17 protein-coding genes are annotated in these 20,200 nt (G+C 65.6%); 9 read left to right on the forward strand and 8 right to left on the reverse strand.

All coding sequences use genetic code 11. The annotated features are described in order from the left end of the window. Positions 1-251: 251 nt before the first annotated feature. A complete protein-coding gene (locus A5711_RS24215) occupies positions 252-2,366 on the forward strand; it encodes an alpha-1,4-glucan--maltose-1-phosphate maltosyltransferase (RefSeq protein ID WP_231986971.1) in 2,115 nt (704 codons plus the stop codon). A 1-nt stretch (position 2,367) separates the two neighbouring features. Next, positions 2,368-4,563, forward strand: a complete 2,196-nt coding sequence (glgB, locus tag A5711_RS24220) for a 1,4-alpha-glucan branching protein GlgB (RefSeq protein WP_067950991.1) — start codon at positions 2,368-2,370, stop codon at positions 4,561-4,563. A gap of 4 nt (positions 4,564-4,567) precedes the next feature. Here glgB and A5711_RS24225 read toward each other — a convergent pair whose 3' ends face one another. Together A5711_RS24225 and A5711_RS24230 are read right to left on the reverse strand one after the other, a co-directional pair. Then, on the reverse strand, positions 4,568-5,491 hold the full coding sequence (locus A5711_RS24225) for a tetratricopeptide repeat protein (RefSeq protein WP_067950993.1): 924 nt from the start codon (positions 5,489-5,491) through the stop codon (positions 4,568-4,570). A 174-nt stretch (positions 5,492-5,665) separates the two neighbouring features. Further along, entirely contained in the window at positions 5,666-6,859 is a 1,194-nt protein-coding gene (locus A5711_RS24230) for an acetyl-CoA C-acetyltransferase (RefSeq protein WP_067950994.1), read from the reverse strand. A 78-nt stretch (positions 6,860-6,937) separates the two neighbouring features. Here A5711_RS24230 and mce point away from each other — a divergent pair, with 78 nt between their 5' ends. Further along, the gene (mce, locus tag A5711_RS24235; RefSeq protein WP_082975838.1) at positions 6,938-7,405 is read left to right on the forward strand and encodes a methylmalonyl-CoA epimerase; all 468 of its coding nucleotides are present in this window, start codon (positions 6,938-6,940) and stop codon (positions 7,403-7,405) included. Here mce and A5711_RS26610 read toward each other — a convergent pair whose 3' ends face one another. After that, complete coding sequence (locus tag A5711_RS26610) at positions 7,406-7,702, reverse strand: hypothetical protein (protein ID WP_082953606.1); 297 nt, start codon at positions 7,700-7,702, stop codon at positions 7,406-7,408. Between the two features lie 19 nt (positions 7,703-7,721). Beyond that, entirely contained in the window at positions 7,722-8,393 is a 672-nt protein-coding gene (nucS, locus tag A5711_RS24240) for an endonuclease NucS (protein ID WP_067950998.1), read from the reverse strand. A 45-nt stretch (positions 8,394-8,438) separates the two neighbouring features. Here nucS and A5711_RS24245 point away from each other — a divergent pair, with 45 nt between their 5' ends. Then, entirely contained in the window at positions 8,439-10,052 is a 1,614-nt protein-coding gene (locus A5711_RS24245; protein ID WP_067950999.1) for an adenylate/guanylate cyclase domain-containing protein, read from the forward strand. Positions 10,053-10,116: 64 nt separating this feature from the next. Further along, a complete protein-coding gene (locus A5711_RS27375; RefSeq protein WP_197501123.1) occupies positions 10,117-10,494 on the forward strand; it encodes a hypothetical protein in 378 nt (125 codons plus the stop codon). A 17-nt stretch (positions 10,495-10,511) separates the two neighbouring features. Here the strand turns inward: A5711_RS27375 and A5711_RS24250 are convergent, their stop codons facing one another. Beyond that, positions 10,512-11,756 carry an MFS transporter gene (locus A5711_RS24250; RefSeq protein WP_197520856.1) on the reverse strand — a complete coding sequence of 415 codons (1,245 nt, stop codon included), beginning with the start codon at positions 11,754-11,756 and terminating at the stop codon, positions 10,512-10,514. 91 nt (positions 11,757-11,847) lie between these two features. Between A5711_RS24250 and A5711_RS24255 the strand changes: the two genes are divergently transcribed. After that, positions 11,848-12,729 (forward strand): LysR family transcriptional regulator, encoded by an 882-nt coding sequence (locus tag A5711_RS24255; RefSeq protein ID WP_067951002.1) that lies wholly within the window; start codon positions 11,848-11,850, stop codon positions 12,727-12,729. Between the two features lie 179 nt (positions 12,730-12,908). Beyond that, a complete protein-coding gene (locus A5711_RS24260; protein ID WP_156673459.1) occupies positions 12,909-13,682 on the forward strand; it encodes a hypothetical protein in 774 nt (257 codons plus the stop codon). A gap of 490 nt (positions 13,683-14,172) precedes the next feature. Here the strand turns inward: A5711_RS24260 and A5711_RS24265 are convergent, their stop codons facing one another. Beyond that, positions 14,173-14,481: a hypothetical protein gene (locus tag A5711_RS24265; RefSeq protein WP_067951006.1), complete on the reverse strand. Its 309-nt coding sequence runs from the start codon at positions 14,479-14,481 to the stop codon at positions 14,173-14,175. 615 nt (positions 14,482-15,096) lie between these two features. Here A5711_RS24265 and A5711_RS24270 point away from each other — a divergent pair. Beyond that, a complete protein-coding gene (locus tag A5711_RS24270; RefSeq protein ID WP_156673460.1) occupies positions 15,097-15,762 on the forward strand; it encodes a CAP domain-containing protein in 666 nt (221 codons plus the stop codon). Between the two features lie 65 nt (positions 15,763-15,827). Here A5711_RS24270 and A5711_RS27065 read toward each other — a convergent pair whose 3' ends face one another. Further along, complete coding sequence (locus A5711_RS27065) at positions 15,828-16,025, reverse strand: hypothetical protein (protein WP_156745046.1); 198 nt, start codon at positions 16,023-16,025, stop codon at positions 15,828-15,830. Positions 16,026-16,678: 653 nt separating this feature from the next. Between A5711_RS27065 and A5711_RS24280 the strand changes: the two genes are divergently transcribed. Then, a complete protein-coding gene (locus A5711_RS24280; RefSeq protein WP_067951011.1) occupies positions 16,679-17,290 on the forward strand; it encodes a hypothetical protein in 612 nt (203 codons plus the stop codon). 69 nt (positions 17,291-17,359) lie between these two features. Here the strand turns inward: A5711_RS24280 and A5711_RS24285 are convergent, their stop codons facing one another. Then, positions 17,360-20,131, reverse strand: a complete 2,772-nt coding sequence (locus A5711_RS24285) for a LuxR family transcriptional regulator (RefSeq protein WP_067951012.1) — start codon at positions 20,129-20,131, stop codon at positions 17,360-17,362. Between the last annotated feature and the right edge of the window lie 69 nt (positions 20,132-20,200).

The raw sequence follows: 20,200 nt of genomic DNA on the forward strand, positions 1-20,200 counted from the left end.
CCCACGACAGGAAGTTTCGCCAGACGAGAGGCATTCCGCGACGGAGCGCACAGCGGTCTGGCCGCAGACAATCGGAACCAGTCGGCGAGGTCCGAAGCGGACCGAGGAGGAGCCGGCAAACCGGAACCAGTCGGCGACGATGCGGTCCGCGAACGCGGACCGAGGAGGAGCCGGCAAATCGGAACCAGTCGGCGACGATGCGGTCCGCGAAAGCGGACCGAGGAGGAGCCGGCAAATCGGAACGGAGTGTTGTGCCTGGTCGTGTCGAGATCGATAACGTACAACCCGTCGTCTCCTGCGGCGCGTATCCCGCCAAGGCCGTGGTCGGCGAGACCGTCCCGGTCAGCGCGGCGGTATGGCGTGAGGGCCACGAGGCTGTCGCCGCGACCCTGGTCGTGCGGTACCTCGGACCGCGTTATCCGCAGGTCAGCGAAACCCGCCGAATCAAAGCGGTCCAGGCCCCGGTGAAGATCGCGACGGAAGTCGACGGTGCGGGAGATCAGCAACGGATCAAGCCGCTGCTGCTGCCGATGACGTTGGGCCTCGAGCCGTACGTCTTCCACGGGCAATTCACGCCCGACCGGGTGGGCCTGTGGACATTCAGAGTCGATGGCTGGGGGGACCCGATCCACTCCTGGCGGCATGGCCTGGTAGCCAAGCTCGAGGCCGGCCAGGGCGAGACGGAACTGTCCAATGACCTCTTGGTCGGGGCAGCGCTGCTCGAGCGCGCCGCCACGGGCGTGCCGCGCGCGAGGCGCGAACCGCTGATGGCGGCCGCCACGGCGTTGCGGAGCCCCGGGGATCCGATCACCCGCACCGCCTTGGCCCTGGGGCCGGAAATCGACGAGATCCTGGCCGAGTATCCGTTGCGCGATCTGGTCACCCGGGGCGAGCAGTACGGGGTCTGGGTGGACCGGCCGCTCGCCCGCTTCGGCTCCTGGTACGAGATGTTCCCCCGCTCGACCGGGGGGTGGGACGCCGAGGGCAAGCCCGTCCACGGCACGTTCGCCACGGCGGCCGCCGAGCTTCCACGCATCGCGGCAATGGGATTCGACGTGGTGTACCTACCGCCGATCCACCCGATCGGCAAGGTGCACCGCAAGGGCCGCAACAACTCTCCCACCGCCGCTCCCGGCGATGTTGGTTCTCCGTGGGCAATCGGCAGCGACGAGGGTGGCCACGACGCCGTCCACCCGGACCTGGGCACCATCGAAGACTTCGACGCCTTCGTCGCCGCGGCGCGCGAGTTGGGGATGGAGGTCTCGCTGGACCTGGCGTTGCAGTGCGCCCCGGACCACCCGTGGGCCCGCGATCACCGTGAATGGTTCACCGAGCTGCCCGACGGCACCATCGCCTATGCGGAGAACCCGCCGAAGAAATATCAAGACATCTATCCGCTCAACTTCGACAACGACCCGGCGGGCCTCTACGACGAGGTGCTGCGCGTCGTCCGGCACTGGATGGACCACGGCGTCAAGTTCTTTCGGGTTGACAACCCGCACACCAAGCCGCCGAACTTCTGGGCATGGCTGATCGCCCAGGCGAAGAGCATCGACCCCGATGTGCTGTTCCTCTCGGAGGCCTTCACGCCGCCGGCCCGCCAGTACGGATTGGCGAAGCTCGGGTTCACGCAGTCCTACAGCTACTTCACCTGGCGCACGGCCAAGCAGGAACTCACCGAGTTCGGCGACGCCATCGCCGCCGCCGCGGACTTTCGGCGCCCCAACCTGTTCGTGAACACCCCCGACATCCTGCACGCCATCCTGCAGCACAACGGCCCCGGCATGTTCGCGATCCGGGCGGTGCTGGCGGCGACCATGGGTCCGGCCTGGGGCGTGTATTCGGGGTACGAGCTCTTCGAGCACCGCGCGGTGCGGGAAGGCAGCGAGGAGTATCTGAACTCCGAGAAATACGAACTGCGGCCTCGTGATTTCGCGGGCGCGCTGGCCGAAGGGCGGTCGCTCGAGCCGTTCATCACCCGGCTCAACTCCATTCGCCGGTTACACCCCGCGCTGCAGCAGTTGCGTACCATCCATTTCCACGCCATCGACAACGATGCGCTACTGGCCTACAGCAAATTCGACCCGGCGACCGGCGACTGTGTGCTGGTGGTCGTCACGCTCAACGCGTTCGGGCCCGAGGAAGCCACGCTGTTTTTGGATATGGCGGCTTTGGGTATGGAGCCCTATGAGCGTTTCTGGGTGCGCGACGAAATCACCGGCCAGGAATTCCAATGGGGGCAAGCAAACTACGTTCGCATCGACCCTGCGCGAGCGGTCGCGCATGTCATCAACATGCCACTCATCCCGCAGGAGTCCCGAATGACGCTGCTCCGCAGGCCACCAAAAGGACCGGAGGGATTGTGACATGAGCCAAGCAGACCAACTCGCCAGGACGCACCTGGCGCCCGACCCCGCCGACTTGTCGCGCCTGCTGGCCGGCACGCATCACAACCCGCACGGGATCCTGGGCGCCCACGAGTACACCGACCACACCGTCATCCGGGCGTTCCGCCCGCATGCGGTCGAGGTCGTGGCGCTCGTCGGAGACGACCGTTTCCCGTTGGAGCACATCGAGTCCGGCCTGTTCGCCGTGGCGCTGCCCTTCACCAACCTGATCGACTACCGGCTGCAGGTGAAATACGAGGGTTCCGAGCCATACACCGTCGCCGACGCGTACCGATTTCTGCCCACCCTGGGCGAGGTGGACCTCTTCCTGTTCGGCGAGGGCCGTCACGAGCGACTCTGGGAAGTCCTTGGCGCGCACCCTCGTTCGTTCACCACGGCCGACGGCGTCGTCAACGGCGTGTCGTTCGCGGTGTGGGCGCCCAACGCCAAGGGCGTCAGCCTGATCGGCGAGTTCAACGGCTGGACGGGCAACGATGCACCCATGCGGTCGCTGGGCTCCTCGGGCGTGTGGGAGCTGTTCTGGCCCGACTTCCCCGCCAACGGCCTGTACAAGTTTCGCGTGCATGGCGCCGACGGCGTCGTGACCGACCGCGCCGATCCCATGGCGTTCGCCACCGAAGTGCCGCCGCACACCGCGTCTCGCGTGACGCGCAGCGAATACACATGGCAGGACGCCGAGTGGATGGAGCGGCGCGCTCAGCTCAACCCGGTGTTCGAGCCGATGAGCACCTATGAGGTCCACCTCGGCTCGTGGCGGCCCGGACTCGGTTACCGGCAACTGGCCGAGGAGCTGACCAATTATGTGGTCGAGCATGGGTTCACCCACGTCGAGTTGCTCCCGGTCGCCGAGCACCCGTTCGCCGGGTCATGGGGTTACCAGGTGACGTCGTACTACGCGCCGACATCGCGGTTCGGCACACCCGACGAATTCCGGGCGTTGGTCGACGCGCTGCACAACGCCGGCATCGGCGTCATCGTTGACTGGGTGCCGGCGCATTTCCCGAAAGATGCATGGGCGTTGGGACGGTTTGACGGCACCCCGCTTTATGAACATGCCGATCCTAAGCGTGGCGAGCAACTAGACTGGGGCACTTACGTTTTCGATTTCGGGCGCGCCGAGGTGCGTAACTTCCTGGTGGCCAACGCGCTGTATTGGCTCGAGGAGTACCACGTCGACGGGTTACGGGTCGACGCCGTTGCCTCCATGCTGTATTTGGACTACTCGCGCCCCGAGGGCGGCTGGACGCCGAACATCTACGGTGGGCGGGAAAACCTGGAGGCCGTGCAATTCCTGCAGGAGATGAACGCCACGGTGCACAAGTCGGCCCCCGGCATCGTCACCATCGCCGAGGAGTCGACGTCGTGGCCCGGTGTCACGCGCCCGACCAACCTTGGCGGCCTTGGCTTCTCGATGAAGTGGAATATGGGCTGGATGCACGACACGCTCGACTACATCAGCCGCGACCCGATTTACCGCAACTACCACCACCACGAGATGACGTTCTCGATGCTCTACGCATTCAGCGAGAACTACGTGCTGCCGATCAGCCACGACGAGGTCGTGCACGGCAAAGGCACGCTGTGGGGCCGCATGCCGGGCAACAACCACGTCAAGGCGGCCGGGCTGCGCAGCCTGCTCGCCTACCAGTGGGCGCACCCCGGCAAGCAATTGCTGTTCATGGGGCAGGAATTCGGCCAGCGCGCCGAGTGGTCGGAGGAACGCGGCTTGGATTGGTGGCAGCTCGACGAGCAAGGCTTCTCGAACGGCGTGCTGCGTCTGGTGCGCGACATCAACGACATCTACCGCAACCACCCCGCGCTGTGGAGCCAGGACACCGTCCCCGACGGCTACTCCTGGATCGACGCGAATGACTCGGCCAACAACGTGTTGAGCTTCCTGCGGTACGGCAGCGACGGCTCCGTGATGGCCTGCGTCTTCAATTTCGCCGGCAACGAGCACAGCGGATACCGGCTCGGCCTGCCGTCCGCCGGCCGTTGGCGCGAGGTGCTCAACACCGACGCCACCGACTACAACGGGACCGGCATCGGCAACATGGGTGGTGTCGATGCCACCGAGGACCCGTGGCACGGGCGACCCGCATCGGCGGTGCTGGTGCTTCCGCCCAATTCGGCCTTGTGGCTCGAGCCCGAGTAGGCCGTCAGTAGAGCGCGTTGGCGAGGTTGCGCCGTCCGGCGACGACCTCGGGGTCGGCAGGATCGAAAAGCTCGAAAAGCTCGATCAATCGGGTGCGCACCTTGGTCCGGTCGTCCCCAGATGTGCTGCGCACCAAAGCGATCAGGCGATCGAAGGCCGCGCTCACATCCTGATTGAGGATTTGCACGTCGGCGGCGGCGAAGGCCGCATCGATGTCGCTCGGTGCCGCGTCGGCGGCCGCGAGGGCATCCGGCGAGTGGGTGGTGGCGCGCTTGAGGAAGTCGATCTGCCGGATCGCGCCCTTGGCTTCGACGCTGCCCGGATTGGCATCCAAGATCGCTTGATACGAGGTTCTCGCCGCCTCGAAATCACCCGCCTCGAGCTGTTCACGGGCGGCGGCCAGCTCGGGGTCGACCTCGTCGGGGTCCGCGGAACCGCTTGGGCCCTTGAGCTTTCCGGCCGTCGCAGAGAGAAGCGAGTCCACCCAGCCCCGCAACTGCTCGGGCGGCTGCATCCCTTGGAAGCTGGACAGCGGCTGCCCGGCGGCCAGAGCCACGACGGTCGGCACCGCGTCGACACCGAATATCTGGGCCACCCTTGGCGCCACGTCGACGTTGACCGTGGCAAGGGACCACTTGCCGTTGTCCTCGGCGGCCAGGCCGGACAGGATGTCGACGAGCTGGACACATGCGTCGCTGCGTGGCGACCACAGCAGCACCACGACCGGCACTTCCTCGGACCGGAGCAGGACTTCGGTTTCGAAATTGGCTTCGGTGATCGCGGTGACGCCAGGACCGGCCTCAGCGGCCGGCGTTGCACCGGCGCCCGTCGCGCCGGCCGGCGGCTGTTGCTGGGCCCGCTGCTTGAGGCCGGATAAGTCGACCGCACCGGCCATCGCCGGGCCTATCGAGGGTCGCGGACGCGTCACGTTGTCAAGTTTGTCATGCGCATCGGTGACCTATCCACCCGGTGGCGAGGACGTCCGGGCCAGTCCAGAGGGCGCATGGACGGGCCCCGACCGGGACATATGACCAAGATCACAAAAATTCCCGCACGTCATGAGCCAGCAACCTCGCGCGTGGGCGCGAGCGCCCCGGCCGAGCTACTTTGCCCGCAGAATCAGCGCGTCGCCCTGGCCACCCGCGCCGCACAGGGCGGCGACGGCGTAGCCGGAGCCGCGGCGGGCCAATTCCAGCGCCGCATGCAGCGTGATCCGAGCGCCCGACATGCCGATGGGATGCCCGACGGCGATCGCACCGCCGTTGACGTTGACGATCTCGGGATCCAACCCGAGTTCGCGGGTCGATGCCAGCGCGACCGCCGAGAACGCCTCGTTGATTTCCACGACGTCGAGCTGGTCGACGGAGATGCCCTCGCGGCTGAGGGCTTTCTTGATCGCGTTGGCGGGCTGCGACTGCAGGGTGGAGTCCGGCCCGGCCACCACACCGTGGGCGCCGATTTCGACCAGCCAGGTCAGGCCGAGCTCTTCTGCCTTCGCCTTGTTCATCACCACCACGGCGGCCGCCCCGTCGGAAATCTGCGACGCCGAACCGGCGGTGATGGTGCCATCGCGACGGAAGGCCGGCTTGAGCCCGGCCAGCGATTCGGCGGTGGTGTTGGCGCGGATCCCCTCGTCCTCGGTGAACTGCAGCGAATCACCCTTGCGCTGTGGGATGTTGACCGGCACGACTTCGTCCGCGAAGACACCGTCCTTCCACGCCGCGGCCGCCTTCTGATGCGACCGCGCAGCGAACTCGTCCTGCTCCTGGCGGGTGAATTGGTCCACGTCGTTGCGCTGCTCGGTGAGCGCGCCCATCGGCTGGTCGGTGAACACGTCGTGCAGACCGTCGTAGGCCATGTGGTCGAGGACCGTGACGTCGCCATACTTGTAACCCGCGCGGCTGTCCATCAGCAAATGAGGCGCCTTGGTCATCGACTCCTGGCCCCCAGCCACCACCACGTCGAACTCGCCGGCGCGAATGAGCTGGTCAGCGAGCGCGATGGCGTCGATGCCGGACAGGCACATCTTGTTGATGGTCAGCGCCGGAACGTCCCAGCCGATGCCGGCCGCAACGGCCGCCTGGCGCGCGGGCATCTGGCCGGCCCCGGCCGTCAGCACCTGCCCCATGATCACGTACTCGACCAGGCGACCCGGCACTTGAACATTCGGGAAAGCCTTCTCCAGCGCGCCGGCGATCGCGATGGCACCCAGGTCGCTGGCCGAAAAATCCTTCAGCGAACCCATCAATTTGCCGATCGGCGTGCGCGCTCCAGCAACGATCACCGACGTCGTCATGAAAACCTCCTAGGGGTCCGTGGACGGCCGATTCGGCCTCCCGGAGAAGCGCAATCTTTGCCGCCAGGTTACCTTTATGTGATGACGACCGATCAAGTTGATGCCCGTCAGATCCTGGCCACCGGCCTGGTGACGGCGATCGATCACGTCGGCATCGCAGTCGCCGACCTGGACGCGGCAATCGCCTGGTATCACGACCACCTCGGCATGAACGTGGTGCACGAGGAAGTCAACGAGGAGCAGGGAATCCGCGAGGCCATGCTGGCCGTGCGCGACGCACCGGCCGGTACCGCGCAGATCCAGCTGATGGCCCCGTTCGACGACTCCTCGACCATCGCGAAGTTCCTCGACAAACGCGGGCCGGGCATTCAGCAGATGGCGGTTCGCGTGAGCGACCTCGACAGCGTGATCGAGCATCTGCGCTCCCAGGGCATCCGGTTGATCTACGACGCGCCGCGCCGCGGCACGGCAAACTCGCGGATCAACTTCATCCACCCCAAGGACGCCGGCGGCGTTCTCATCGAGCTGGTCGAACCGGCCGCCTGATCACGACCACTTCCGGGTCGGGCCCCGCGTGGCGCGGTGGCTCCAGCACGGGGTGTGCCAATGCCGCCGATCGTCAGCTCCCCCGAGTGTCGAATCGGTCGGCCACACCACGAGATGTGCGGTACCGGCGCGTATTTCGTGATCACAACCGGGACAGCGGTAGGTCTTGACCGCACGGTCCGCCGCGACGGGCCGGACTTCGTACTCGTGGCCGTCGGGCCCGATCTCCAAGCGGCGCGGCACCAGGGGAGGCAGTGACGCCCGCTGCCGACGTGGCGGTGTGCGGCGTCTAGCCATGTCACCAGCCTAACGCGGTTCAGAACAGCCGGTATTCGTCGCTGTCCATTCCTCGCATCTTGTCGTAATCCAGTGTGATGCAACGGATCCCGCGGTCGGTGGCCAGCGTGCGCGCTTGCGGCTTGATCTGCTGTGCGGCGAACACCCCCTTCACCGGCGCGAGCACGCTGTCGCGATTGAGCAACTCGAGGTAGCGGGTGAGCTGCTCAACGCCGTCGATCTCGCCGCGTCGCTTGATTTCCACCGCGACGGAACCGCCTTGCTCGTCACGGCAGAGCAGGTCGACGGGCCCGATGGCGGTCATGTATTCGCGACGCACCAGCGTGTAGCCCTCGCCGAGCAGTTGCACGTGCTCGGCGAGCAACGCCTGCAAGTGGGCTTCGACGCCGTCCTTGACCAGGCCGGGGTCCACCCCCAGGTCATGGCTGGAATCGTGCTCGACCTCCTCGACGGTGATGCGCAGCTGCTCCCCGGCCTTGTTCTGGACGACCCACACGGGCACCTGATCACCGGGCTCCTCGGTGAGCCAGCAAGGGGGACTCATCCAATTCAGCGGCTTGTAGGCGCGGTCGTCGGCGTGCACGCTGACCGATCCGTCGGCCTTGAACAGCAACAACCTGCGGGCCGACGGAAGATGCGCGGTGAGCCGACCGACATAGTCCACAGTGCACTGGGCGATCACTAGACGCACCCGACTCACCTTAGAGCGTGGCCGACAAATTAGGCTGACGCCACCATGTCGGCCAACCAGAGCTTGGCAAAACGCATCGGCCGGGTGCTCGAGACGGTCACCCGGCAGAGCGGGCGGCTCCCAGAGACCCCGGCGTACGGCTCGCTGCTGCTGGGACGGGTTTCGGAAAGCCAGCGACGTCGCCGCATTCGCATCCAGGTCATCCTGACGGTGTTGGTCTTGGGCGCCAATCTGATCGGCATCGCCGTCGCGCTGCTCCTGGTGACCATCGCCATTCCGCAGCCCAGCGTGTTCGACGCGCCGTGGTGGATCACCTTCGCGGCATCACCGGCGTATATCGCGCTGGCACTGGCGGTGGGCACCTATTGGATCACCCGCAGGACCGTCGTATCGCTGCGCTGGGCGATCGAGGAGCGCACGCCGAACCGGGAGGACGAGCGAAACACTTTTCTGGCCCCATGGCGCATCGCCCGCTTCGATCTCGTCCTGTGGGGGGTCGGGGCGACGGTCCTGACGACGCTTTACGGACTGGTCAACACGCTATTCATCCCGCGCTTCCTCATCGCGGTGGGCATCTGCGGAATCTTGGTGGCGACCGGCAGTTATCTGCTCGCCGAGTTCGCGCTGCGCCCGGCGGCGGCCCAAGCGCTCGAAGCAGGGCCACCGCCGCGGCGATTCGCCTCGGGGATCATGGGCCGGACCATGGTGGTCTGGTTCCTCGGCTCGGGCCTGCCCGTTCTCGGTATTGGCTTCCTGGCCGGCTTCCAAGCCCTGATGCGCAATCTGACCGAAACGCAATTCGCCGTCGGCGTGCTGATCGTGTCGATCGCCACGCTCATCTTCGGTTGCCTCTTGATGTGGATCCTGGCCTGGCTCACCGCAACTCCCGTGCGCGTGGTCCGCGCGGCGCTGAGGCGTGTCGAGCGCGGTGATCTGCGGGGCGACCTCGTCGTGTTCGACGGGACCGAACTCGGTGAACTACAACGCGGATTCAACGCGATGGTGGACGGGCTGCGCGAGCGCGAACGCGTTCGCGACCTGTTCGGCCGGCACGTTGGGCGAGAGGTGGCCCTGGCCGCCGAACGCGAGCGACCGAAGCTGGGCGGCGAAGAACGGCACGTGGCGGTGGTATTCATCGACATCGTCGGGTCGACCAAGCTGGTGACGAGCCGGCCCGCGTCGGAGATCGTCCAGTTGCTCAACCAATTCTTCGGAATAGTCGTGGAGGAAGTGGACCGACACTGCGGGCTGGTCAACAAGTTTGAGGGCGATGCCACGCTGGCCGTGTTCGGGGCCCCCAATCATTTGGACTGCCCCGAAGAGCAAGCGCTGGCCGCCGCGCGTGCCATCGCCGAGCGGCTGAACGACGAAATCTCTGAGTGCCGGGCCGGTATCGGCGTGGCGGCCGGCCAAGTCGTGGCCGGGAACGTCGGCGCCAGGGAACGCTTCGAATACACCGTGATCGGCGGACCGGTCAATGAGGCGGCCCGGCTGTGCGAACTCGCCAAGTCGTACCCGGGCCTACTGCTCGCGGCGGCCGACGCGCTGGAAGGGGTCGGTGAGAAGGAGCGCGCCCGTTGGTCTTTGGGCGAGACCGTGACCCTCCGTGGACACGAGAACCCCACGCGGCTCGCCATGCCCACCGACCCGGCGGAGTGATTGATTTCGGACCCGAGTGGGTAAGGGGTTTATGGACATCGCCCCTCTAGAGATTGGTGTTGACATGACCGGAAGTGGAACTGTCCGCCGTGTTGCCGTCGCGGCGGGCATCGCCGCGGCAATCGCGCTGAGTTCGTTCACCGCCGGATGTAGCTCGAACAACAACAACAAGAACCCGACGACCTCGACCGTTACCACCACCGTCACCACGCCCGCGAGCGTCACCACGACGGCGCCGGCGGCGACGACTCCCGCCGGACCGGGCGGCGGCCCCGAGACCGGACCCGGTGGCGCCACGACCGCCGGACCGGGTGGTTCCGGCGCCGGCGCCGGGCCAGGAGGGGCGAGCGCGGGTGTGCCGGGCGCCGGGGCTTCCGCTGGACCCGGGGGCGCGGGCGCCTGCGCCGGCGGTGTTTGCGTCGGGACCCCTCCCGCCCCGTAACCGCCTGCCGGGCGCAATCAATAACGGGTGGTCAAGGCTTCAACGAGGTGGTTGTTGGTGCGGGAGTCGCTCTCCCGCACCAACAACGCCACGAGGCCCGAGCCGGCCAGCAGCAGCGCGCCGACGAAACCGGCGACCGCGGGCCAGCCGTGGACTCCGTAAATGAGGCCGCCGACCGCGCCGGCGACTGATCCGCCCAAGTAATAGCTGAACAAATACAGCGCGGACGCCTCCGCGCGGTCGCGTTGTGCCAACGCGCCCACCCAACCGCTGGCCACGGTGTGCGCGGCGAAGAAGCCACCCGTGAAGACGCCGACGCCCACCACTACCGCGGCCAGGGCGTGCGACACCGTCAGCAGTAGACCCGTCATCGTGACCGGCAAGGCGACTCCGAGCACGAGTGGGCGTCCCCTGCTGTCGGCGAGCCGCCCGGCCACCAGCGATGTCCAGGTGCCGACCAGGTACAGCAGGAACAGCAGGCCAACAACCGACGGAGCCAGGCCGAACGGCCGCGCGGTCAGCCGGTAGCCAAGGTAGTTGTACACGGTCACGAATCCACCCATCAGCACGAATCCCACCGCGAAGAGCTTCAGCAGCAAGGGATTTCGCAGATGTGCCGCGAGGCTACACACGCTGGCCCGCGCACTCGTCTCTTTCGCTTCGAAGAACTGAGACCTCGGCACCAGGACGGCGAAGACCACCGTGCCGGCCAGCGTCGTCAGGGAACACACCAGCAGCGCGACCCGCCAATTGCTGACCTCGATAACGAACGACGGGACGAGGCGACCGGCCAGTCCGCCGACCGTCGTTCCGGCGATGTAGCGGCCCATCGCCGATCCGAGCGACGAAGCGTGCACCTCCTCGGCCAGGAACGCCATCGCGACAGCGGGTATCCCGGCCAGGGCGACGCCGTGCACCGCGCGGCCGACGAGCAGCACGCCGAGCGTCGGACTGAATGGCAGCAACAGCCCGATCACGCTGGACGCCAGGCCGGAGGTCAGCATCACTGGGATTCGCCCGTAGCGCTCGGATACCACGCTCGCGGGAATGACGGCCAGCGCCAGCATTCCAGTAGTCAGCGAGACCGTCAGCGCCGCGACGGCGGGGGTGATCCGGTAGGACGCGGACAAGGCCGGAAGCAACGCCTGTGTGCAGTACATCGCGGCGAAACTGGCGAGACCGGCGCCGTACAGCGCCGTTGTCAGCCGGCGATATCCGCTAGTTCCGGCTCGGTGCGCGACGGCAGAGGGGCGCTCAGGCATAGCAACGATGCTTCCGGCCAGCGAAGTACAACGGAAATGAATTATTCGTTGACCTGTTATGCAATAATCGAATAAGTAGAGGTGGTGGTATGTGGGCGACGATTACGAGTGGTTCGTCACACTCGCGGAGCTAGAGCACGTCACCGCGGCCGCCGAGCAGCTGCACCTGGCGCAGCCGACGCTCACCCGGATGCTGGCGCGCCTGGAAAGGCGACTGGGCGTGGCGCTGTTCGATCGCCGCGGCAAGCGACTATCTCTGAACACGTATGGCCGCATCTTTTACGAGCACGCACGGCGGGCACAGTCGGAGCTCGACTCGGCCCGGCGCGCAATCGACGACCTGGCCAATCCGGCTGTCAGCGAGATCCGGTTGGGATTCCTCGGTTCGTTCGGAGCGACGGTGGTGCCGCGCTTGATCGCCGGATTCAAGGAAGTATCGCCACGAGTTACGTTCGCGCTCCAGGAGGGTGCGGCCGAATCGGTCGGCGACCTCGTGCAGTCTGGAGAAGTCGACGTCGGTGTGGTGTCCCCACGCCCGCGGCGGGCGGTTCTCGCCTGGCGCAGCCTCTTTCGGCAGCGGCTCGGTATCGCCGTCCCGCCGGGGCACCGATTCACCGGCAGTGCGTCGGTATCCATGACCGAGCTGGCCGACGAGCCCGTCGTGGCCATGCACCCCGGGTTCGGCATGCGTCGATTGCTCGACGAGCTTTGTGTCGCAGCGCATTTCCAGCCGCGGATCGTATTGGAAGCGGCGAACCTCACCACGACCGCGGGCCTGGTGGCCGCCGGACTGGGCGTCGGCCTGATGCCCATCGACGGCAGCGACTACGCACCGGGGTTGAGCGTGATGCCGCTGGCCGACGCCGACGCGTACCGCGACGTGGGGATGATCTGGGATTCGGGCCGGCCGCTTTCCCGCCCGGCCCGCGATTTCATCGCGGCCGCCGCGGCAGTCCGTCAGCGACAGCCTTAGGTCGGCGCGGTCCGCCGGCTTACCCAACACGATTCGATTGGTTGGCTGTGCCGATCAATAGGGAAATTCCTTATTTGTTCCTCTCCCCCAACACGCGAGAGTTGCTAGCGGAGCAGACCACAACGTTCGACTGATGCGCGGCACACCGATCCGTGAGTACAGGGCAAAGGAGAAAAGCAATGGCGAGAATGCGGCTTTCGGTATCTCTGAGCCTCATGACGACAGCGGCCACCGGTGTCGCCCTGTTCTCCGTGAGCGCGCCAGTGGGGATTGCCCGCGCTGATCAGCAGGACATGAAGCAATACGTCAACAACGAGCGCCGTTCCACCAGCTGTCCAGGGCTGACGGACCGCGCCGACCTCGACAATGCGGCTCAGCAGTATGCGAACACCGAGAAGACCCCGGTGCAGTCAGGCGGCTACCGGGGCGCCGTCGTCGCCTTCCTCGGCTCAGGCGATCCGTACGCCAAGGCCGCTGACAGCGCCATGGCGAAGGCGAAAGGTGCGGTCCACGACTGCAAGTACACCGACTATGGCGTGGGTTTCATCCGACATGAAGACCGCAGTGTCGACGTCGTGACCATCGTGCTCGGCGCGGAAAACCCCACGCCGACCGTCTCTCCGCCGTCCAACCAGGCGCATGGACCGGGGCTCGATTTGGAACAGAGTGCCGTCGTTCAGGCACGCAGCGGAACCAGCTGCCCAGGGCTGGCCTACCAAACCGCACTTGAAGGCGTGGCGCAACAGTACGCCAGAACAGAGAGTCCCGCGTTCGCGCCCGGCCAGACAGGATTTCTGGCATCCGGTGATCCCACGGTCAGAGCCATTGACAGCCTGATCCCTAAAGCCCACAACGCGATTGCCGATTGCAGCAACACGGTGTACGGCGTGGGCTTCGTCCGGCACGACGACAGAAATGTCAGCGTCGTCACGGTTGTGCTTGCAAAGCACTGACCCGACTGTTTCTGTGTCGACCGACGCGTAATGTCCTTCGGCGCCAACTACTTACCCAGCAAGTGCCTCAGTCCTGATGTGCCACACGCCACCGGTCATATCCTGCGCTCCCTTGAACATCACCTGCACCGGCGCCAGCGGCCACATCCCAAAACTGTTGACAGTTAAGCTCTGCCGAGGGGCGGTACTTGAGTAGCTGCCGTTACCCGGTCGGCAGGAATGCCCGCCTGCAGACAGGCTCGGGTGACCAGGTCGGCGGAATCGGCCGAGAAGATTCCGAACATGTAGGCGTCCTCCGGTACCGAGACGGCGTAGAGCAACTGAGGGGGATGGGCTTGGGCGGCAAGGGCCGCCAGTGATCGTCGCAGGGACTGCGCCATGTCCGCGATAAGTAGCTCATCGCTTTGGCGGGTGTACCACTCCGCCAGATAACACGGTGACGAAGCATCATCATCAGCCGTCACAACATGCACCCCGAGCTATCCGGGCTCTAGCGCGGCACTTGCGGGGCGATTTCACGGGCCAGTTTTACCGCAGCGGCATTCGCGTCGTCGGGCGAGAGCCGCAAGACTGCGACCTGCACCGTATTGACGCGATTGCCGGCAGCGAATTCGACTTCACCGCCACCCAGGTAACGCATCCCGTCCGGCCCCGGCCTGGAGGTGTCCGGGAAGCTCGGCGCTGGAAGCTTGTTGTTCAGGGCGGTGCCGGGGTTGCTGATCGTGAGTGAGACGGATTCCTCAGTCGCGGTGTTCTGCCACGTGCAGTCGGCTTGTTGCGGATCCTTGCCCGTCGCCACACCCGGAGCCGGCGCGCCTAGCAGTGACGAAATCTCCTGTGGCGCAACCATAGAGCAGGCGTCAATGCGTGCCGCAACCGGCGGCTTGGAGGCGGCGGTCGACTGCGACGCCGGTGCCCCGGCGGCGCCGGCGTTCAGACCGTTCGACCCACATGCGGCTAGCACGCAGCACACCGCGGCGATGGCCGGTATCCCTTGCGGGCGAGGCGGCCGGATCAGGATCGAACTTACCGACGCACCATTATTGCCAAATGCACGCATGGTTTACCTCCCACATCGCGAACCGGTGACTCGACGGCCCAACGAATTTCGACACTAGGAGCTTCGGATCGCGGCTATCAATAGGGAGTTCCCCTACACCCGCGCCGAGCGCGGCCGTCCGCGCCCGTTTAACGCACAAGAGACGCAACACCGCGATACTGGCCCGTGCGTCATAGCCATAGGGAAATGCCCTATTGGCCGGCACACACATCGGGCATAGCTTCGAAATCGTTAGACGCAGCAGCAAAACCGTCAACACCGCTTGACGAGAACTGCACCGAGTGAGGCCCCATGACCAGATCACGACCACGCATAACGCTTGCGTCCGCAGCAGCGTCTGCAGGCGCCGTTGTCTTGGCGGCAGCCATCGCCACTCCGGCCGCACATGCTGATCCTCTCGACGCGATTCGGGGTGCGGTCAACGGCGCACGTGCCGAATCGACTTGTCCACCCTTGACGTATTCCGGTCAATTAGAAGCCGCCGCGCAGCAGCTCGCCAGACAACCGAGCGACGCCTACGAGCACATCAATCCCCACGGCTACCAGGGCGCCACGAGCGGTAACCTCGTTCGCGACGATCCCACGGCCAGAGCCACATCCGAACTCGTGGCACAGGAAAGGATCCCCATTCACGACTGCGCCAATAAGGATTACGGCGTAGGCATGTTTCGGGACGACGGAGCGGACAAGAGTGTTGTCGCCGTCGTGCTGGGTAAGCCGGCGCCGCCAAAAGCCCCGCCGGCGCCACCACCCTCGCCGAAAGCCGCACCAGATCCCCCGCCGGCGCCGGTCCACCAGCTCGCCAAAGTGGTTGGCGGGGACGCGGACGTGTTCAACATCGCACACAACGACGTTCCCGATCCCACGACCGGCGTAGTAGCGGTCAAGATCGGCAAGTTGACGAACGGCTCGCAGGTCTCGATTGAACCGCCCTGCAAAAACGGTTGGTGCTGGGTCGATTCGACTCAGATAAAACGCGGTTATGGCTTCGTGGAGCAGAGTCACCTGCAGCTAAGTTAACGGCCATAACCTGCATGGCGCGGGAAAGCGCACGCCGCAGCCGACCCTCCCCGCCGTGGCCGAAGCTAGACCGGGCGCGCGGCTTGAGTACTGACCTCCATGCCATGGCCGGTGTGGTCATTGGTGAAGACGAAGCTGTCGCCCGTAGCCGCGACGGTCCAGCCTTGCGCCTCGTACGCCCCGGGCTGTAGCTCAACCTTGCCCGCAAGCGCTCCCAGGTCAGCCTCGACGAATTGGAATTTGCCGTCGGCGCTGACGCTCACGGCATGGAATGGCTGACCGTTGCCGCGAGGAGGCCAGCTGTCCGAGGAGGTTTGACAGGCGACCAGTTCGGCGCTGATCGAACAACTAATCGCCCGCGATGCCAAGGTCACACGCACATACCCGTGGTCGTTGGGGACCAAGGGAGTGGGGGGCACGGGAGGCGTCGAGGTCGAGATCAACCGATACGAGCGCGGCTCCGTCATGCCGGTTGACCTCGTGGCGGCCACCGCGGCCAAGATCACAGCAATAAGGGCGGCCAGCTGCCGAGCTTTGATACGCATCGCATCGAACCCCTGTCGCTTGTATTGAACGCGCGAGGACCAACGCTATCGGCGCAGCGGCCGGCTTTGCATCAGGGAAATCACTACATTTCGACGCGCTCAGTGAGCATGCCGCATAGCGAGACGCCCCCAGGTCGGCTTCGAAACTTATAGGGAAACTCCGTATTCCACCTCGAACCCGGCCGCCTTAGCGTTGAGCAGCGAACAGAGGGCATATGGCGACAGGAGTTGTTCTGATGTCTTGGTATTCGGCGCCACAGGCCACGTCCGTGAAAGAGCCCCGCCGCGAGTCGGAGCGGCCTTCGCGACACGAGCACCACCGGACCGCACCGCTAGCCGCGTTGCTGCTCGGTGCGGTCCTTGCAAGCTGCATGACCGTTCTGCCCAGCGCTTCCGCGAATGGCGGCTGCATTCCCGGCGACGCCCCCGGCCAGGTTCCGCGCCAAGCCCGCCCCGGCGACAACGTGTGCGTCTCGTCAACGGTCGCGGCGGAAGTTCAATCCGAGAACGCGGCCGCAGCCGCGGGCCAGGGCTACGCCGGTGGAGGCGCTTACGGACCCAAGACGTGTGTCTCGGGGTTGGTATGGCGCGAGGCATTCGACGGCGATGCGGTGTGTGTCAGCCCGCAGAGGCGCACCGAAACGTGGCAGGAAAACGCCAATGCTGGGGTCGGCGCCACCGGCGGACTGAAGCCACAAACCAACTCGACAGCGTCCGGTCAGCACACGGTGACGTACCAGGTCCTGGGAGCGGGTGACGTCTTCTCAGCCATTCCCGACCCCGGCACGCCGGTGTATCCGGCCAGCAACACCACCTGGGTTTCTACGCCGTGGTCGCAGACGGTACAAGTATCCGGAAGCAAGTTCCTGGCCTTGAATTACACGGACCACCACGGTACTCACGACTGCTCGATCTTGGTGGACGGTCAGCCCGTACACCTCACTGAGCACAAGCCAGGACGCTGCGCTTACCAGATTCCTTAGTAAGCGGCGTCCAACTCCTTCCGCCTCGGGGATTCCTTCGCCCGCAGACCCGGGTACTCAGACCGGTTGCTAGGAGTCGCTTTTCAGTTGGTCCAGGCGACGGCCTAGTTCCGCACGGGATCGGATGCCGAGTTTGCGATAGATCCTAGAGAGGTGCACTTCCACGGTCTTAGGACTGACGAAGAGTGCAGCGGCGATGTCGTGATTCGTTCTGCCACCCGCCGCCAGGTCGGCGATCCGTTGCTCCGCTGACGTCAGCACCTTCGACTCACCTCGGCCGAAGTTGATGCGTTCCAATGAGGTTCGCGCACGTCGCTCCCAAAGCGGCGTGTTGAGCTCTTCGAAGGCGGCCGCGGCTGTACGCATCGCTGTAGCGGCGACTTCTCGGCTGCGCTGCCTGCGCAGAATCTCACCAAGGAGCAATTGCGTCCGGGCCCGCTCAAACGGCATCGGTAGCCGCTCATGCTCGGCCATCGCGCGTTCGGCAGCCTCCAGCGCGGCACTCAGATCTCGTCTACCGGCCAAGAGCATCGCCCGGCAACGGGACCCCAATGCCAGCATCCACGGCCTGTCCAACCGATGTCCGTTGCCCTCCAGAACGTCAATCAGGCTCAGGGCCTCGTCGAATCGGCCAAGGTGAATCAGCGCTTCGGCCGCATCGGGTAGAAACGGGGTGACATAGATTTCCGTGGCGCGCGGGTTCTGCTCGAATCGACCCAGCAGCGGTGCCACAGTCTGCAGCACCGCCTCGTAGTTGCCGAGGGAAAGTTCAAGAAAGCCAAGTGTGGTCGTCGGCCACACCGTGACCAGTGCTGGCGAGTCGCACCGCTGCGCTGCGCTAAGCGCCGCGCGGGCATCGCGGCGAGCTACAGGCTCGTCGCCGGCGTAGGCGGCCACCATGGCCTGGATCATCAGTGCCACCGCCAGCGGCAGGTCCTCGTCGAGGAGGCGCGCACGCTGCAGGGCATCCTCACCGATGAGCGATGCTTCCGCGAAGTCGCCACGCCAGATCTCGTTGAGCGCGCCATGGAAGGCATCGACCATCATCTCGCTGTCCGCACCACGCTCGGCATAGCGCTGCCGAATCGTCCTGAGCTCCCGGCGCCCCTCCTCTAGGCGTCCCGTCGCGTTGAGCAGCGCGGCGCGCTGAAGAGTTGGCCACAGCATGGCCGACGACGGCTCTTCGCCGTCGTCGAGCAGCACCGCCGTTCGCAAGGTCGCTTCGTCGAAACCGTCACCGACCAGGAAGTGCACCAGAACTTGCATGCTCAACGCCTGGCTCAGGACCTGACGGTCGTCTAGCCGGGCCGCCCTGTTCACCGCCTCGTTGGCCGCCTGCACGGCGGCGTCGAACTCGTGAGTGTTGATCCGGGCGAAGGACAACGACACCAATATCCGACCCAGCAACCCGTTGTCTCCGGTGGCCGCGTCCGCCGCTCGCTGCAGCAACCGAGCGCCTTCTCGGGAACTGCCGTCGAGCAACGCCCACAGTCCCAGCAAGCTTAGGGCCTCGGCGTGCACCCGCACCGCTGCCGGGGTCTCGAGCACTTCCTCGAGAACCTCGCGTGCGCGAGCTGCATCGCCGGCGCTGAAGTGTAGTGTCGCGCAACGGATCCTACGCTCAGGATCATTTGCGCCGAGCTCGTTGGCTAATTCGGCGAACTCGGCGGCCGCCGCCGGTGCCCCACGCCTGCTGGCCAACTCAGCGGCGGCATCAAGGGCCTCCAGCGTTGCCGCGTCACCGTGGGTGGCGGCCAGCGCCAGGTGGCGAGCGCGCAATTCCGGGTGGTCAACCAGCGCCGCCAGACGCCTGTGCATGGCGCGCCGTTGCGACGGTGCGGCTGCGGTATAAACGGCAGCGATGAGTAGTGGGTGAGTGAATCGGAGCCGGTTACGGTCGATTGTGATGATGCCGCGCTGCTCTGCGACGAGCAGTCGTTGAACACATTCATCGACGCCCCGACCTGCCGCCTTCGACACGACGTCTACCGTCGGTTCGGCCAGACATGCTGCGGCAAGAAGGATTTCGCGCACATCCTCATCGAGCACCCCGATTTTGGAAGTTACCAGCCCGGTCAATGTGGCTGGCAGGGTCATCTCGATGCCCGTTTGCCCCTCGGGTATGGCGCGCGCTAATTCGATGGCGTAGAAGGGATTGCCGCCAGAGGCGTCGTGAATGCGCAACATGGCATGCCTTGAAACCGAGCGCCCCAGCCGCGCCGTGATGACTTGATGCAGTCCGCCGACGGTCAAGGGTTTGAGCGCAAGTCGCCTCATCGCATTGGGGTTCTCGAGCTGCAGCCACGATACGTCGTCAGCATCGCCAGTCCGCACGGTCGCCAACAACCCCACGGGACCGGAAAACCGTCGTGCGGCGAACGCGACAATGCGAGCACTGGAAGGGTCCAGCCATTGGAGGTCGTCGATGGCCACCAGCACCGGAGCGCTATCCGACAGGATCTCGATCGCCGAAACGAACGCCGCCGCAACCGCACGTTGGTCCGTTGCCTGTCCATCGGCACTGACCTGCAACAGAATTCGGTCGACCGCCGCCCGTTGCGGTGCCGGTAGCGCGTCGAGAACGTCCGCCCCGACAGTTGAAAAAAGGTCAGCCAAGGAGACGTAGGCCGTCACCGATTCGGTGGCCGCGGCATGCGCGGAAAGCACATGCATGCCTCGTGCGCGGGCCCGGTCGATAGCTGCCAACCACAGGGTGGTCTTGCCGATTCCCGCTTCGCCCTCCAAGAGCAAGCATGCGGTCGTTGTGGTGCACGCATCGAGAAATTCGGAGATGGCTTCGGACTCCGCCGCACGACTCCCCGGTAGCAGTGGCCCGTCCATAAGCGTCAGTGGGAAGGACCGCCAGCGAATGAACAAATGCCGGCGCCGAACACGGCTGGGCGAGCCGAC

It is taken from the genome of Mycobacterium sp. E2238 (assembly GCF_001672665.1).
Classification (GTDB): Bacteria; Actinomycetota; Actinomycetes; order Mycobacteriales; family Mycobacteriaceae; genus Mycobacterium.